This window comes from Pseudomonas sp. B10(2017), from assembly GCF_002113295.1.
Taxonomy (GTDB): domain Bacteria; phylum Pseudomonadota; class Gammaproteobacteria; order Pseudomonadales; family Pseudomonadaceae; genus Aquipseudomonas; species Aquipseudomonas pudica.
On the sequence record NZ_NEJU01000012.1, the window covers coordinates 54538 to 72849 of the forward strand.

General features: G+C 64.0%; 6 protein-coding genes. 1 reads left to right on the forward strand and 5 read right to left on the reverse strand.

Annotated features, from left to right (window positions below; translation table 11 throughout):
- Positions 1-6 precede the first annotated feature (6 nt).
- The 5 genes from CAF92_RS15820 to CAF92_RS15840 all read right to left on the reverse strand — a co-directional run bounded on the left by CAF92_RS15820 (position 7) and on the right by CAF92_RS15840 (position 6114).
- A complete protein-coding gene (locus tag CAF92_RS15820) occupies positions 7-675 on the reverse strand; it encodes a bifunctional 2-polyprenyl-6-hydroxyphenol methylase/3-demethylubiquinol 3-O-methyltransferase UbiG (RefSeq protein ID WP_085601327.1) in 669 nt (222 codons plus the stop codon).
- A gap of 45 nt (positions 676-720) precedes the next feature.
- Positions 721-1584 carry a sensor domain-containing diguanylate cyclase gene (locus tag CAF92_RS15825; protein WP_085601328.1) on the reverse strand — a complete coding sequence of 288 codons (864 nt, stop codon included), beginning with the start codon at positions 1582-1584 and terminating at the stop codon, positions 721-723.
- Positions 1585-1699: 115 nt separating this feature from the next.
- A complete protein-coding gene (locus tag CAF92_RS15830; RefSeq protein ID WP_046614000.1) occupies positions 1700-3028 on the reverse strand; it encodes a TolC family outer membrane protein in 1329 nt (442 codons plus the stop codon).
- A gap of 1 nt (position 3029) precedes the next feature.
- Positions 3030-4370, reverse strand: a complete 1341-nt coding sequence (locus tag CAF92_RS15835) for an HlyD family type I secretion periplasmic adaptor subunit (RefSeq protein ID WP_085601329.1) — start codon at positions 4368-4370, stop codon at positions 3030-3032.
- 7 nt (positions 4371-4377) lie between these two features.
- Positions 4378-6114, reverse strand: a complete 1737-nt coding sequence (locus tag CAF92_RS15840; RefSeq protein WP_085601330.1) for a type I secretion system permease/ATPase — start codon at positions 6112-6114, stop codon at positions 4378-4380.
- Positions 6115-6658: 544 nt separating this feature from the next.
- Here CAF92_RS15840 and CAF92_RS15845 point away from each other — a divergent pair.
- Entirely contained in the window at positions 6659-18292 is an 11634-nt protein-coding gene (locus CAF92_RS15845; RefSeq protein ID WP_085601331.1) for a peroxidase family protein, read from the forward strand.
- The last annotated feature ends 20 nt before the right edge of the window (positions 18293-18312 follow it).

An 18312-nucleotide genomic window follows, 5' to 3' on the forward strand; every position in this document is an offset into this window, starting at 1 on the left:
TGCCGATCAGCGCCCCTCGGCCACCAACAGCAGCGACTGTGGCAGCGCACTCTGCGGGTGCTGTGGCTCCTGCAGGCTGGCCAGCCGCAACCCCGCCATGTCCAGCGCGCTCAGCCAGCTGGCCAGGGTACGGAAGTACCACGGCATCACCTGCCAATCCCCGACGAACCCGGCAAACGATTCCTCCCGCCAGCCATCCTGGTAATCCCCATCCGCCACGCCCCACGGGTGCAGGGTCTGGATCACCAGCGCACCGCCGGGCGCCAGCAATGCATTCATTGCCGCCAGCAGCGGGATGATGTCCTGCTGCAACAGGGCGAAGTTGGCACAGATCAGGTCATAGTCCTTGCCAACATAGGCCTGCCCGGCGGCCAGCTGTGCATAGCTGGCCAGGTGTACCTCGGCGGAACCGGCAGCACGCGCGGCATCCACCAGCGCCCGGTCTCCATCCACACCTACCGCCTCGACACCCCGGTCAGCCAGCGCGCGCAGCAGCCAGCCTTCACCACAGCCCAGGTCGAGCACCCGTTCGGGCTGGCGGCCAAGAATGGCCAGCAGGATGGCCTGGTCGGTGACCTGGCGACGGCTCTCGATACTGCCGCTGCGCACGGCATCGATCCAGGCCTGAGCGTTGTACTGCCAGCTGTCGAGCAAGGCGTCTTCAGGATTGCGCATGGTCATCTCCGTTGTGCTCGATTTCGCCAGCGGCCGCCAGAGCACTCAGCCGGCCGCAGCGCGCTGTCGCTTGATCCGGTACATATCGCCATCAGCATGGCGCAGCAGCATGTCGGCATCGTTGCCGTCATCGGGGAAACGGGCTACGCCAATGCTGCAGGATGGCGCATCGATGCCGGCAAACTCGGCGCCAAGTGGCTCGGCCATGGCGGCCAGGATACGTGCCAGCTGCTCGGCGATGGCCTCTGGCGACACGTAGTCGGTCAACAGCACGGTGAACTCGTCACCGCCCATCCGCGCCACTGTATCGGTCGCGCCTACGCAGCCTTCCAGGCGCCGCGCCAGGGTGCACAACACGCGGTCACCCATGCTGTGGCCGTGGTTGTCGTTGATGTCCTTGAAGTCATTGATATCGATGAACAGCAACGCCAGCGGCTGGTTGTGATGCCGGGCCGCGGCAAGGGCGGTGTCCAGCCGCTCGTTGAACATGGCCCGGTTGGCCAGGCGGGTGAGGGGGTCATGGTGGGCCAGGAAGCGCAGTTCCTCCTCGGCCTGGTGTTGGGCGGTGACATCCCGCGCCACACCGATGCGGGCATCGGCCTCATCGGACCAGCAGGCTGCCCACAGGATGTGCACGATACCGCCATCCTTGCGGATGTAGCGGTTGCGGAAGTCGTAATGGGATTGGCCGTTCATCACCCGGAGGATCGATGCACGGGTGATCGCCAGGTCGTCAGGGTGCATGTAGTCGGTGATCGGGGTGCCGATCAGTTCGCAGGCCCGGTAGCCCAGCAGCGCCTCGCAGGCATCGCTGACGAAAACGATCTGGTTGTCCCTGTCGACCACGAACACCGTGTCCAGCATCAGGTGGATCAGCCTGGGGTATAACGCTTGCAAGTCTACGGGCATGGGGCAGGGCGTCCGCGGCAGGGTGACCGATCATAGCCTGAAATGGAAGAAAATGCGGCAGGTGCCGCATACCCTGCCAGAGCGGGTATGCCCGCTGCCGCTGGGCTGCCGATAGTCAGTTGCTTACCACCAGTTCCGGCCCGAGGTAATCGTTGATCTGCTGGATATCGTCATCCCCCAGGCTGCCCACCGACGATGCCAGGCGCAGCCGCGACATCAGGTAGTTCAGCTTCGCCTCGAACAGGTCATGCCGGGCGTCAAACAGCAATTCCTCGGCATTGAGCACATCCGAGTTGGTGCTGGTGCCGCCTTCCCTGAACCCCTTGCGGGCCGAAAGCAGCGAGCGTTCGTTGGATGCCACGGCCTTTTCCAGCGCCTGAATGCGCAAGGCGCCACTCTGCACGCCGCGGTACTCGCGGGTGGTGCCAGAGATCACTTCCTCGCGTGTGGCGTCCAGTTCATCCAGGGCCTTGGAACTGTTGGCGCTGGCCTGGCGGGTGAGGGCGCTGGTGCTGCCGCCGCTGTACAGCGGAATGTTCAGCTCCAGCCCGATCGAGCTGTAGTGGTTGCGCTGGTTCAGTTCGGAAATCGACTGGCTGCTGCCGGCGGTATAGCCCGCCACGAAATCCAGGGTCGGCCAGTGCCCGGCGCGGGCGCGTTTCACTTCTTCTTCGGCCAGCTCGTAATTGTGCCGGCGCGCATGAATCAACGGGCTGTCGGCCTGGGCCTTGACCAGCCAGTCCTGCAGGTTGCCCGGCATCAGCGGCGGGGTGCTGAAGCCCGGCTGCAAGGTGGTCAGCGACTCCGGCGTTTCACCGATGTACTCTTCCAGCTTTCGGCGGGCGTTGACCAGGTTGTCCTGGGCCTCGATCAGGTCTGCCTCGGCCAGGTCGCGACGGGCTACCGACTCGTCGATGTCGGTGATGGTGCCGGCACCCAGCTCCATGCGCCGCTTGGCCGACGCCAACTGCTCTTCGAAGGCATTCAGCTTGGCCTTGGCCAGGGTGATGGTTTCACTGGCCAGCAGCACGTCGAAGTAGGCGTCTGCCAGACGCACCGCAGCGTCCTGGCTCTTGGCATCGAACACCGCCACGCTGTAGTCGGCACGTTGCTGGCCCTGACGGTATTCGGCCATCTTCTGCTTGTTGAACAGCGGTTGGCGCAAACGCACGTTGGCGCCCTTGGAGTCATAGTCCAGGTCGCTGTCCCGGCCATTCTGACGCTGGCTGCCATTGACCTTGTTGAAGTAGCCCGCAGCGTTGATCTGCGGTAGCAGGCCGGCCTGGCCGATGGCGCGGTTCTCGCTGCCGGCTTCTTTCTCGTGCACCGCGGCGCGGTAGATCGGGCCTTGGTACTGCAGCAGGTCCCAGGCTTGCTTCAGGTCCATGGCACTGGCCTGTACGGACAACCCCAACAGGCACAACATCAGGCACGGGCGATTCATGTCATTGCTCCTTGAACGAGGCGTCCACGCGTTCGAGCATCGGCTTGAGCAGGTAGCTGAGCAGGTTGCGCTCGCCGGTCTTGATGGTGACGGTGGCCGGCATGCCGGGGCGGATGTGGTTGCTGCCCAGCAAGCCCATGCCGTCCTGCGTCACTTCCACCTGGGCCAGGTAGTACGGCTGCTTGCTTTCTTCGTCCATCAGGCGGTCGGCCGAGATCGTCTTGACCCGCCCCGGGATGTTTGGCGTCTTCGCATGGTTGAAGGCGGGGAAGGCCAGGTCCACGTCCAGGCCCGGCACCATCTTGTCGATGGCCTGCACCGGGATCATCGCGTCCACCTGCAACGGCTGGTCGAGCGGCACCACCTCCATGATCTTTGCCCCAGGCTGGATGATGCCGCCGACCGTGGCGATGCTCAGAGCCTGGACCATGCCGTCGATCGGCGAGCGGATCACCGTGTGGGTCACTTCATAGTCCAGCGCGCGCAGGCGATCGGCCAGGGTGGTGTTCTCCTTGGCGGTATCGGTCAGTTGCGATTCCACTTCCTTGAGGTAGTCGTGCTGGCGTTGCAGGATGCGCAGCTTGATCTCGGTGGCCTGGCTGCGCGTCCGGGCAATGTTGTTGAGGTTTTCGGCCTGGCCGGCGGACAGGTCGGCATTGTTGCGCTCAAGCTCCAGCAGGCGGTTGCGTGGCACATAGCCTTCGGCGGCCAGCACGCGTGTGCCTTGCAGTTCCTGGTTGAGGAAGCCGATCTGCGAGGCCCGGGCGCCATACACCTGCTGCAGCCCCTTGAGCTGCACCGCCGTGGCAGCAAGGTTTTCCTCGAGGATGCTCAGTTCACCGGCCAGGCCAGCGCGGCGTGTATCCAGCAGGCGCTGTTGCAGGTCCATGGCGGCCAGCAGGCGCGGGTCGCCGTCGTAGTGCTTGAGCAGTGCAGGGTCGAAGGTGACTGTGTCGCGGCCATCGCGTTCGGCTTCCAGGCGGTTTTCCACGGTCTTGCTGACGATGTACTGGGCACTGACCGCGCCCTGTTCGGCCACCGCGCGCAGGGCGTCCAGGCGTACCACTTCCTGGCCTTTCCTCACCACATCGCCTTCGCGCACCAGGATCGCCTCGACCGTGCCGCCGGTCAGGTGCTGCACCGCCTTGCGGTTGCTGGTGACCTTGACCGTGCCAGTGGCGACCACGCCGGCGTCCAGCGGCGCCAGGCACGACCACAGCAGGAAGCCGCCAAAGCCCGCGATGACCAGCCATACCCCCCAGCGTGCCGGCCGCCCTGCGTCCAGGTCGATCAGGTTGCGGGCCTCGGCAGGAATCAATTCGGCGTGTTGGGTCATCTGCATGATTCGGTCACTCCCGTACTTTTACCGAGGCCAGCGGCGCTGCGGTCGCCGCCGGGATCACGCTGGCCTTGCGCAGCGCCGCGAACACCTCGTCGCGGCTGCCGAGCATGTGCACGGCGCCGTCACGCAACATCAGCACCTTGTCGACCGCACACAGCACATTGGGCCGGTGGGAAATCAGGATTACCGTGGCCCCGCGCGCCTTGAGTTCGGCCAGCGCATCGACCAGGGCCTTTTCGCCGACGTCATCCAGGTTGGCATTGGGCTCGTCCAGCACTACCAGGTTCGGCTCACCATACAGCGCACGGGCCAGGGCGATGCGTTGCTTCTGGCCACCGGACAGCGGGCTGCCGTCGGCTGCCAGGCGGGTGTCGTAGCCCTGCGGGAAGCGCAGGATCATGTCGTGCACGCCGCTGCTACGGGCCGCACGGATCACCGCTTCGCTGTCCACCTCGGCGAAGCGTGCGATGTTCTCGGCGATGGTGCCCTCGAACAACTCCACGTCCTGGGGCAGGTAGCCGAGCCACGGGCCGAGTTCGGCCTTGTTCCAGGTGAAGATGTCGGCGCCGTCCAGGCGCACCTTGCCGGCCTGGGTCGGCCACACGCCTACCAGCAGGCGGGCGAGGGTGGACTTGCCCGAGGCCGAAGGGCCGATGATGCCCAGGCTTTCACCCGGGACCAGGCTGAAGCTGACCCCGCGCACGATGTTGTTGCTGGTGCCGGGGGCGCCGGCGATCACGTTTTCCACGGCCAGCATGCCCATAGGCCGCTGCAGCGACATGCTCGGTGGCCGCTGCGGGTAGTCGTGCAGCAGGTCGTTTAGCCGGCCCCAGGCAGAACGGCAGCCCAGCAGCTGCTTCCATGCGGCGATCACCTGTTCCACCGGGGCCAGGGCGCGGCCGGTAAGGATCGAGCAGGCGATCATCATGCCGGGGGTGATCTTGCCTTCGATCGCCAGCAGTGCGCCGGCACCGAGGATTACCGATTGCAAGGTGATGCGCACGAAGCGCCCGGTGCTGCTGATCACCGCGGCGCGGTCGGAGGCCAGTGTCTGCATCTGCAGGATGCGCAAGTGCCCCTGGTACCAGCGCTTGCCAATCGCCGGCAGCATGCCCATGGCTTCGATCACTTCGGCGTTGCGCAGGTTGTTGTTGGCATAGCTGGCCGAGGCCAGGGCCGCCTGGTTGGCTTCGGCCAAGGGTTTTTGCGTGGCCTTCTCGGTGAGGTAGGCCAGGCCTACCAGGATCAGCGAGCCGATCAGCGTTACCAGCCCCAGCAGCGGGTGGATCAGGTAGCAGACCAGCAGGTAGATCGGTGTCCAGGGGGCATCGAAGAAGGCAAACAGGCCGTTGCCGGTCAGAAACTGGCGCACCTGCGCAAGGTCCTGCAGGGCCTGGGCGGGGTTGCCGCCGGCGCGGCTCAGGTTGCGTTCGAAGGCAGCGCTGAAGATGCGTCGGTTCAGGTCCATGTCGAGGAAGTTGCCGACCCGGATCAGAACGCGGGTGCGGACCATCTCCAGGGCCGACATCAGCATGAACAAGCCGATCACCAGCAGGGTGAGCATGGTCAGGGTGGTGACGTTGCGGCTGACCAGGGCGCGGTCATACACCTGCAACATATAAATTGCTGGCGTCAACATCATGACGTTTATCACGCCGCTGAAGGCGGCCAGGGTAAAAAAGCTGCGGCGCAGGCGGAACAGCACATCGGCCAGCTCTGAGCGAGTGCGTGGTGGCTTGTGCATCGGGGCCTCCCTTTTATCGCAAATCGGGAAGCCCTTGCGGCGCCCCGTACAGCGGTAGTTGTGGCTTCTGGTCGGCTCGCAGGCGGGTCGCTCTAAGGGCGAATGGTCCAAAACGCTGCGCTGCTCCCACATGCTGGAGCGTAGGTTGCAGCTGGGTGGCCGGTAATATCGTTTCGCTCTATAAAATCTCTGAACTTTTCATAAGTGCCAAAAAAACAGCTAGTTGCATCGCATTATCATCGAGCGATGATTTTTTTGACGGGATATTGACAATGTTTTGCCCTACGACTTTAGTCTGAAGTATTCGGGCCCTGTGCGAGCTGGGGTCGATGCATGTGCGTTACAGCTGTATCGCATGCTTAACAAGGCCCCCCTGACAGCGGTGCCGGCTTGCGAATGATTAGGCCAGTGGGAGCCAGCACAAGAGTGTTGTGCCCACTGCACCTGTAATACCGAACCAGTATCTGCGCACGTCAACACTGACTGGGCGCGGGAAGGACCCTGTTGCCCTGTGTCATCTCCGGACAGATCGAGGGCAATTGAAATGGCAGATTTCAGCAAGTCGGACCTGGAGTTCATCCTTCAGCAGATTTTCATCGCCGAAGCCCACGCCGATGGCGCGAGCCTGATCGACCTGCTGCCCAACAGCCAGGTACCGTTCGGCCTGCGCACCGTGGACGGCAGCTACAACAACCTGGTGACCGGGCAGAGTGAGTTCGGCGCCGCCGACAATTCGTTCCTGCGCCTGCTCAGTCCGTCCTTCACCGGCGCCTATGCCGGCACCGGTACGGTCACCGACTCGCAACCACGTACCATCAGCAACCTGATCGTCGACCAGACGGCGAACAACCCGGCCGCAGTCGAAGCCAATGGCGGCGCCGCCCCGGTGATCAGCCCCGGCATCGATGGGGTATTTGGCACCGCTGATGACACGGAAGTGTTCTTCATCCCCAACGTGTCGCCCGACGTCGGCCTGACCGCCGGCTTCAACGCCTGGATGACCTTCTTCGGGCAGTTCTTCGACCACGGCCTGGACCTGGTCACCAAAAGCAGCACCGACGTCGTGTTCATCCCGCTGCAGCCGGACGACCCGCTGTTCGTTGAGGGCAGCCCGACCAACTTCATGGTGCTGCCGCGTGCCGTGCGCACTGCCGGCGCCGATGGTGTGGTGGGTACGGCCGACGATGGTCAGACCAACACCACCTCGCCGTTCGTCGACCAGAGCCAGACCTACAGCTCGCACCCCTCGCACCAGGTGTTCCTGCGTGAATACACGCTCAATGCCGCAGGCGACCCGGTAGCCACCGGGCGGCTTATCACCAACCGTGACCTGGGCGCCGATGGCCGCTTCGGTACTGCCGACGATGGCAATGGCGAAAACGGTGGCATGGCCACCTGGGCAGTGGTCAAGGCCCAGGCCCGCGACCTGCTCGGCATCAACCTGACCGACGCCGACGTGCACAGCGTGCCGCTGCTGGCCACCGACCCCTACGGCAACTTCCTGCGCGGGCCCAACGGCATGCCGCAGGTAGTGATGCGCGTGAACAATGGCGCCGACGGCATCGCCGGTACCGCCGACGACGTCACCACGCTGGTCGAAGGCAACCGCGACGCGCCGATCAGCCTGGCCAATGCCGTGAGCACCGGGCATGGCTTCCTTGACGACATCGCCCATAACGCCGCGCCGGTGATCGTGAACGGTGTGCTGCAGGCCGACGCCGATACTGCCGTGGGCAACGCACAGCCGGTGGGGCCGGGTGGCAACAACCTGACCTACGACAACGAACTGCTCGACGCCCACTACATCGCTGGCGACGGCCGGGTGAACGAGAACATCGGCCTGACTGCCGTGCACCATGTGTTCCACTCCGAGCACAACCGCCTGGTGCAGCAGACCAAGGACACCCTGCTGGCTTCCGGCGACCTGGCGTTCCTCAACCAGTGGCTGATCGATGATGTTGCTGCCATCCCCACCACGCCCGCCGAAATCGCCGCGCTGGTATGGGACGGCGAGCGGCTGTTCCAGGCCGCCAAGTTCGGCACCGAAATGCAGTATCAGCACTTGGTGTTCGAAGAGTTCGCCCGCACCATCCAGCCGCAGATCGACGAATTCCTCGCCCCCAACGGCTACGACACCTCGATCGACCCGGCCATCCTCGCCGAGTTCGCCCATGTGGTGTATCGCTTCGGTCACTCGATGCTGACCGAGACCGTCGACCGCTTCGACCCGGCATTCGCCCCGGTGAACGGCGACCCGCAGCTCGGCCTGATCGCTGCCTTCCTCAACCCGCTGGCCTTCGCTGGCAGTGGTGCGACTGCCGACGAGGCGGCCGGCGCGATCATCCGCGGCGTCACCCGCCAGCTGGGCAACGAAATCGACGAATTCGTCACCGAGGCGTTGCGCAACAACCTGCTTGGCCTGCCGCTGGACCTGCCCGCGCTGAACATCGCCCGGGGGCGTGACACCGGCATTCCCACCCTGAACGAGGCGCGCCGCGATTTCTACGCCATGACCGGCGACAGTCAGCTCAAGCCGTACATCAGCTGGGCCGACTTTGCCGACCATCTCAAACACCCGGCGTCGCTGATCAACTTCATCGCTGCCTACGGCACCCACGCCACCATCACCGGGGCGGACACCGAAGCGGCCAAGCGCGCCGCCGCCGTGGCGCTGGTGCTTGGTGGCGACGGCGCGCCAGCGGACCGCCTGGACTTCCTCAACGGCACCGGCGCCTATGCCAACGTGACACTGGCCGGCGCGGACGGCATCCCCGGCACCGCCGATGACATCAGCGGGGTGACCGTGACCGGCGTCGATGACATCGACTTCTGGGTCGGCGGCCTGGCCGAGCAGAAAATGCCCTTCGGCGGCATGCTCGGCTCCAGTTTCAACTTCGTCTTCGAGACCCAGCTGGAAGCCCTGCAGAACGGCGACCGGTTCTACTACCTGTCGCGCACCGCGGGCATGAACTTTGGCACCGAGCTGGAGAACAACTCCTTCGCCAAGCTGATCATGCTCAACTCCGATGTCACCCACCTGTCCAACACCGTGTTCCTCACGCCGACCTTCACCCTCGAGGTGAACCAGGCCAACCAGTTCACCGGGCTGGGGGCCGATGGCCGGGCCGACCCGACAGGCGGCATCATGATCAACGGCGTCGAAGTGGTGCCGCTGGTGATTCGCGACAACCCCGATACCGTGGGCACCGACACCAACTTCCTGCATTACACCGGCGAAGACCACGTGGTGCTGGGCGGCACTTCCGGCAACGACATCATCATCTCCGGTGAGGGCGACGATACTGTCTACGGCGACGCCGGCAACGACACCCTGGAAGGCGGTGCGGGCAATGATGCGGTGCTGGGCGGTGCCGGTGATGACATCATCACCGACTCCTTCGGCGACAACCGCCTGGAAGGCAACGACGGCAACGACGTGATCGTCGCCGGCAGCATGCTGGTGGGCGGTAACCTGATCCTGGGCGGCAACGGCCAGGACTTCATCATCACCACCGAGGACATCAGCACCACCTTCGGCGGCCAGGGCGACGACTTCATCCTCGGCGCCAAGACCAACCTGCCACCGACCGGCAACGAGGGTGACGACTGGATCGAGAAGGGCACCCAGGACGGTGCGCCCGGCGACAACTTTGCGCCGCTGCTGGGTGACGAAGTGGTCGGCAACGACATCTTCGTCGGTGGCGGTGGCTTTGACGAGATGATCGGCGAGGGCGGTGACGACATCTTTGTCGGCAGCGACGCCCAGGACAAGATGGACGGCATGTCCGGCTTCGACTGGATTACCAACAAGAATGACCAGGTTGGCGTCACCGTCGACCTGACCCTGGCCGCCCTGGCTCAACCCCATGGCAACGCACCGAACCAGAACACCGGTATTTTCAACCCGGTCGGCGCCTCGCCGGCTTCCATCCTCGACCGCTTTGCCGAGGTCGAGGGCGTGTCCGGCTCGAACTTCGCCGATGTGCTCAAGGGCGATAATGTCGATGCCGTGACCATCCTCAACCACGGCGGTGCCACCGGCAGTGCGCTGACCAACGTGGCACTGATCCGTGGCCTGCAGCAGTTCCTGGCCGATGCCGGGTTGCCAACCACCGGCTTTGCCACCGGCAACATCATGCTCGGCGGCAACGGCAGCGACCTGATCGAAGGCCGTGGGGGCGATGACCTGATCGACGGTGACAAGTGGCTCAACGTGCGCATTGCCGTGTATGCCCCGGGAGACGTCGACCACACCGGCCCCGAGATCGCCAGCTTCGACAGCATGGTCGACATGATTCCGTTCATGCTCGACCGTACCTATAACCCCGGGCAGCTCAAGGCCGTGCGGGAAATCCTGCCTGGCACCTCGACAGGTGGAGCGGCGTTCGACACGGCGGTGTTCTCGGGGGTGCAGAGCGAGTACACGGTGACTCAGAACACCAAGGGTACGCTCGACACATCCGATGATGTCTGGACGGTGACCGACAACGTGGCTGGCCGCGATGGCGTCGATACCCTGTTGCACATCGAACGCCTGCAGTTTGCCGACAGCCAGCGGGTGCTGGTGGAAGGCGTGAATGCGCAACCTGTCGGCAGCCCGGCCATTGCCGACGGCAACGGCGGTGCTATCACCGTGGGCGATCTGCTTACGGTTAACGTGGCCGGCGTGCGGGATGCCGATAACATCAGCGCCGGCAACCCGTTGGGCACGCTCGCCGACCGGTCGGTGTCGTACTACTGGCAGTTCGAGGCTACCCCGGGCAGCGGTGTGTTCGAAGACATCATCCTGCTGCCGGCCGGCGACCTGGCGTTCCAGAGTGCCGACGGCACCTCGTTCAAGGTGTCACCAGACCTGGCCGGGTTGTCCCTTCGGGTCAAGGCGATCTACCAGGACGCCCATGGCACCACCGAAGTGCTGTTCTCCCAGCCCACCACCGTGGTGCAACCGGGCGCGCCTGTGGTACCGACACCAGCCACGCCGGTGGCGGATGCCACGGCTGGCGGTGCCGGGTTGCACATGGTGCGTTCCGACCTCAACTTCATCCTCGAGCAGATCAAGATTGCCGAGGCCGACGCCAACGGGGCAGATATCCTCTCGCTGCTGCCCAACATTCGCGCGCCACTGGGCCTGCGGGCGGTGGATGGTTCGAACAACAACCTGATGAACCTCAACGGTATCAACAACACGCAGTACGGTGCTGCCGACAACGTCTTCCCGCGCGTGACCGACCCAGTGTTCAACCCGGCCGAGGGTGCACCGGCCGGCTTCTTCGGCCCTGGTTCGCCGGCCATTCCGGGCTCGTCGTACGAGCAGACCAGCGGCCCGGTATTCGACTCGCAACCACGCACCATCAGTAACCTGGTGGTCGACCAGACCTCCAACAACCCGGCGGCCTATGCCACCGCGTATGACCCCGGTGCGGACGGCGTGCTCAACTTCGGCGCCGTGGGCAACGACGACGTGCTCAAGGACGGCGTGCGCATCGTCGCCAGCCCGGGCATGGACGGCCAGTTCGGCACCGCCGACGACCACGACGTGTACCTGTTCGAGAACACCGCCGCCGATGCTGGCCTGTCCGCGCCGTTCAACGCCTGGATGACCTTCTTCGGGCAGTTCTTCGACCATGGCCTGGACCTGGTCACCAAGGGGGGCTCCGGCACCATCTACATCCCGCTGCAACCGGATGACCCGCTGTACGTGGAGGGCGGTTTCACCAACTTCATGGTGGTGACCCGTGCCACCAACCTGCCCGGGCCGGATGGCATCCTCGGCAATGCCGATGACATCCACGAGCACACCAATACCACCACCCCGTTCGTGGACCAGAACCAGACCTACAGCTCGCATCCTTCGCACCAGGTGTTCCTGCGCGGTTATGTGCTGACCGACGACGGGCCTGTCGCTACTGGCCGGTTGATCACCAACCGGGACTTGGGCGCCGACGGCCGTTACGGTACCGCCGACGACACCGAAATTGGTGGCATGGCGACCTGGAAGGTGGTCAAGGCCCAAGCCCGTGACGTACTGGGCATCAACCTGACCGATGCTGACGTCGACAACGTGCCGCTGCTGGCGACCGATGCCTACGGCAACTTCATCAAGGGGCCCAACGGCTTCCCGATGGTGATCATGAAAGGGGCCGATGGCATTGCCGGCACGGCCGACGACCAACAGGTCGAAGGCAACCCGCTAGCGCCGATCGACCTGACCAACGCCGTGCGCACCGGCCACCAGTTCCTTGCCGACATCGCGCACAATGCCGTGCCGGTGTTCAGCAATGGCATACTGGTGCCTGATGCCGATACCGACGTGGGCAACGCCGTGCCGGTGAACCCGCAGACCGGCGCCAACCTGGCCTACGACAACGAGCTGCTCGATGCGCACTACATCGCCGGCGACGGCCGGGTCAACGAGAACATCGGCCTGACTGCCGTGCATGCGATCTTCCACTCCGAGCACAACCGGCTGGTGGCGCAGACCATGGACACCGTGCTCGATTCGGGTGACCTGGCCTTCATCAACGAGTGGTTGCTCAACCCGATAGCCGTGCTGCCGGCCGACCAGGCCGCAATCGACGCACTGGTGTGGAATGGCGAGCGCTTGTTCCAGGCGGCCAAGTTCGGTACCGAAATGCAGTACCAGCACCTGGTGTTCGAGGAGTTCGCCCGCACCGTGCAACCGCGTGTCGACCTGTTCTTCGCCCCGACCCAGGTGTATGACGTCGACCTCGATGCGTCGATCGTTGCCGAGTTCGCACACACCGTGTACCGCTTCGGCCACTCGATGCTGACCGAGACCGTCGACCGCTTCGACGTCGACTTCAACGTCATCAGCGACCCGGCCAGCGCCAATCCCGACCAGCAACTGGGCCTGATCGCGGCGTTCCTCAACCCGCTGGCGTATGCCGCCAGCGGTGTCACCCCCGAGGATGCCACCAGCGCCATCGTGCGCGGGGTCACCCGCCAGGCCGGTAACGAGATCGACGAGTTCGTCACCGAGGCGCTGCGCAACAACCTGCTCGGCCTGCCCCTGGACCTGCCGGCGATCAACATCGCCCGCGGCCGCGACGTCGGTATCCCTTCGCTGAACGCTGTGCGCCGCGACATCTACGCGCAAACCGGCGATACCCAGCTCAAGCCTTACACCAGCTGGGTCGACCTGGTGCAGCACCTGAAGCATCCGGAGTCGCTGATCAACTTCATTGCTGCCTACGGCACCCACAGCACCATCACCGGGGCTACCACGTTACTGGAAAAACGTGCGGCAGCCATGGCCTTGGTGTTCGGCGGCGACGGTGCACCAGCCGATCGCCTGGACTTCCTCAACAGCACCGGTGCCTATGCCAATGTCACGCTTCCTGGCAAGGATGGCGTACTCGGCACCGTCGATGACCTGCGGGCGGTGACCGTGACCGGGGTCGATGCCATCGACCTTTGGATCGGCGGCCTGGCGGAGGCGAAAACCCCGTTCGGCGGCATGCTCGGCACCACCTTCAACTTCGTGTTCGAGAACCAGATGGAGAAACTGCAGGACGGCGACCGCTTCTACTACCTGGAGCGCACTGCTGGCCTGTCGATGAACGCCGAACTGGAAAGCAACTCGTTCGCCAAGCTGATCATGGCCAACACCTCGGCCACCCACCTGCCGGGCCTGGTGTTCTCCGACCCGGGCTTCTACCTGGAAGTGGACCAGAGCAAGCAGTTCAACGAAGGCCTGGGCAATGCCGACCCACTGGGCGAAAACGGCGAGCAGGTGGTGTTCCGCGACAGCCCGCTGACAGCAGGCCCGGACACCAACTACATCCGCTATGCCGGTGACCAGCACATCGTGCTGGGTGGCACCGACGGTGACGACATCCTGGTCTCCAGCGAGGGTGACGACACGGTCTGGGGCGATGGTGGCAACGACCGCATCGAAGGTGGCGATGGCAACGACCAGCTGCGTGGTGGTGCCGGCGACGACATCATCAGCGACATGGGTGGTGACGACAACATCCAGGGCGGCGACGGCAACGATGTGCTGCACGGCGGTAATGGCGTCAACCTGATCATCGGCGGTTTCGGCAACGACTTCATCGTCACCGGTGAGGACGCCTCCGAAGCCATCGGCGGCCAGGGCAACGACTTCATCCTGGGCAGCAAGGCCAACGAGCAGGACATGGGCAACGAAGGTGACGACTGGATCGAGAAGGGCACCTCGGACGGTGCGCCTGGCGACAACTTCGACCCGCTCGGCAACGACCCGATCATCGGCAACGACGTGTTCATCGGAGGCAACGAGAACGACAAGTTCAACGGTGAAGGCGGCGACGACATCATGGTTGGCAGCCTGGGCTTCGGTGACCGCTACATCGGTGGTTCCGGCTACGACTGGGCGACCTTCAAGGGGCTGGCCCAGGGCGTGACCGTCGACTTCAGCGACCGCTTCTTCGATGTGCCGCCGGTACCGGGTTCGGGCGCGTCTGCGCTGGTGCGCTTCGACATCATGGAAGGCCTGTCGGGTTCGGCCCATGGCGACTTCCTGCGCGGTGACAGCGAAACTTCTGCCACCTTGCCTACCAATGGCGCCAACGGCAGCGTGCTGACCAACATCAGCCTGATTGACGGCCTGGCCGGCCTGCTGGCTGCCGGGGCAACGTTCTACGATGGTGGCAACATCATCCTCGGCGGTAGTGGTAGCGACCTGATCGAAGGCCGTGGTGGCGACGACATCCTCGACGGTGACAAGTGGCTGAACGTGCGCATCAGCGTGCGCGCCAACAGCGACGGCACCGGCCCGGAAATCGCCAGCTACGACAGCATGGAGCCGATGGTGCCGCTGATGCTCAATGGCACCTACAACCCGGGCCAGTTGGTGATCGTCCGTGAAATCCTGAGCGGCACCGACAGCTACGACACGGCGGTGTTCTCGGGGGTGGCCAGCGACTATAGCGTGGTGGTCGATGGCAACTCGGTGATCGTCACTGACCTGGTGGACGGGCGTGATGGTGTCGACCGCCTGACCGGTATCGAACGCCTGCAGTTCTCCGACAGCGCCCAGGCCTCCGGTGTGGGTACTGCGGTCAACGCCGGCCCAACGGGCCACCTGGCGATCCTCGACGCTGTCACCGGCCTGCGTAACGACACATCGGTCAGCGGTCAGTTGCTGCGGGTTAGCAACCTGGCGGTACACGATGCCGACAATGTCAGCGCCACCAATGCGAGCGGCGCCATCAACGGGCCTGTGGCGTACTATTGGCAAGTCGAGACCCTGCCAGGTTCGGGTGTCTATGAAGACATCACCTTCGTCGCTGCCGGCGAAGTTTCCCGGGCCACCGGCGCCACCTACCGGGTCACGGACGATGTGGCGGGGCTGAACATCCGCGTTCGGGCGGTGTATCAGGACGCCAAGGGCACGCTGGAAATCGTCGATTCGGCGGCGAACAGCGCGCCGACCGCCGGGCCGACCGTGACCGGGCTGCTGGTGCAGAACCAGACGCTCACCGCCAACACGGCGACCATCGTCGATGCCGACGGCCTGAGCAACCCGCAGTTCACCTTCCAGTGGCAGTCCAACCGAGGGCTCGGCTGGGTCAATATTGCCGGCGCCATCAGCAGCACCTTTGTCCTTACCCAGGAACAGGTGGGGCAGAACATGCGGGTGGTGGTCAGCTATGTGGACGACTTCGGCGTGCAGGAAAGCATCGCCTCCGACATCCTCGACCCGGTGGCCAACGTCAACGATGCGCCTACCGGTGCCGTGCTGATCAGCGACACCACGCCAGCCCAGGGGCAGACGTTGACGGCGCTTACCGGCAGTATTGCCGACCTGGACGGGCTGGGGGCGTTCAGCTTCCAGTGGCAGCAAGGTAATGGTACCTCGTTCAGCAACATTGCTGGTGCGACTGCCGCTACCTTCACCCCTGGTCCTTCGCAGGGCCACTTCCAACTGCGCGTGCTGGTGCGCTACACCGATGGGTTCGGCGCTCAGGAAACGTTGACCTCTGCACCTACGGCAGAGGTGCCGGCGGTCCCAGGCGTGACGCTGGTGGGCACAACCGCTGCAGATACGCTGACCGGTTCGGTGGGTGACGACATCCTGATTGGTCTGGCTGGTAACGACACGCTCATCGGCCTGACCGGGTTCGATCAGTTGTTCGGTGGCGATGGCAACGACACGCTCGATGGCGGTGATGGCAACGATACCCTCGACGGCGGCGCCGGTAACGACGTGCTCAATGGTGGGCTTGGTGCAGATGCGATGACGGGCGGCGCTGGCAACGACACCTTCGTCGTCGACAACGCTGGTGACACTATCAGCGAGGCGGCTGGCGGAGGCTCGGACCTTGTGCAGACCAGCCTGGCAAGCTACACCTTGGGTGCCAACCTGGAGAACCTGAGCTTTACTGGCACCGGCAACTTCATTGGTGTGGGTAATGCCTTGGCCAATACCATCGTGGGTGGTGCCGGCAACGACTTCCTCAACGGTGGCGCGGGTATCGACCAGCTGGTGGGCGGTGCCGGTAACGACAGCTATGTGGTCGACAATGCAGCCGATGTGCTCGTGGAACAGGCAGGCGGTGGTACCGATCTGGTGCGCACGACGCTGGCCAGCTGGACGCTGGGCAACAACCTGGAGAACCTGACCTACTTCGGCGCTGCCAACTTCGTCGGTACTGGTAACGGCCTGGATAACGTCATCACTGGCGGTTCAGGTAACGACATCCTCACTGGCAACGCCGGCAACGACACACTCAACGGTGGGCTCGGTGCGGACACAATGATCGGCGGAGTTGGTGACGACACCTTTGTCGTCGACAACACCGCAGACATCGTCGTCGAGGTGTTGGGCGGTGGCTCCGATCTGGTGCGCACCAGCCTGGCGAGCTACACCCTGGCGGCAACCTTGGAAAACCTGAGCTTTACTGGCACCGGCAATTTTGTAGGTGTAGGTAATGGTCTGGCCAACACCATCGTCGGAGGGGCCGGCAACGACTTCCTCAACGGCGGCGCGGGAATCGACCTGTTGATAGGCGGTACCGGCAACGACAGCTATGTGGTCGATAATGCCGGGGACGTGCTCGTGGAACAGGCAGGGGCAGGTACCGACTTGGTGCGTACGACGCTGACCAGCTGGACACTGGCCAATAATCTGGAGAACCTCTCCTACTTCGGTGCCGGCAACTTCGTCGGAACCGGTAACGGCCTGAACAACGTCATTACCAGCGGCTCGGGCAATGATGTCCTGAACGGTGGGGCAGGCGCAGATACCATGACAGGGGGTGCCGGCAACGACACCTATGTTGTCGATAACGTGGGTGACACTGTCATCGAGGCTGCTGGCGGTGGCACGGACCAGGTGCAGACCAGCCTGGCAACCTACACCTTGGCCGCGACCCTCGAGAACCTGACCTTTACCGGCACCGGCAACTTCACTGGTGTGGGTAATGCCGTGGCCAATACCATCGTCGGCGGAGCCGGCAACGACTTCCTCAACGGTGGTGCGGGTATCGACCAACTGGTGGGCGGTGCCGGCAATGACAGCTATGTAGTCGACAATGCCGGCGACGTGATCGTGGAACAGGCCGGGGGTGGTACCGACTTCGTGCGCACCACGCTGACCAGTTGGACGCTGGGCAACAACCTGGAGAATCTGAGGTACTTCGGCGCCGGCAACTTCACCGGTACCGGTAATGCCCTGAACAACGTCATCACCGGTGGTTCAGGTAACGACACCCTCAACGGTGGCGACGGCAACGACAGCCTGGATGGTGGCCTCGGTGTCGACATCCTGAACGGCGGGGCAGGCAACGACACGCTGTTCGGCGATGATGGCAACGACATCCTGTCGGGTGGTAGCGGAAGTGACTTCCTCAACGGCGCAGCAGGCGATGACACGGTCAACGGCGGTGCGGGCGATGACACGATGATGGCCACTGATGGCAATGATGTCTTCCAGTTCGCCGCAGGCTTCGGCAATGACCTGATCATCAACTTCGATAGCGATGCGACGGGTGGGCAGGACCTGCTGGATATCACTGCCTTCAACATCACCGCGGCTACCTTTGCCGCCAACGTTACCATCGCCGATGACGGCGCGGACACGCTGGTCAGCATCGGTGCTACCGACTCCATCCGCCTGGTGGGAGTGGCGGATGCAACCACAGTGACTGCAGCGGACTTCAACCTGTCGGTTTGAGGAACCGAAGGATAAGCTGT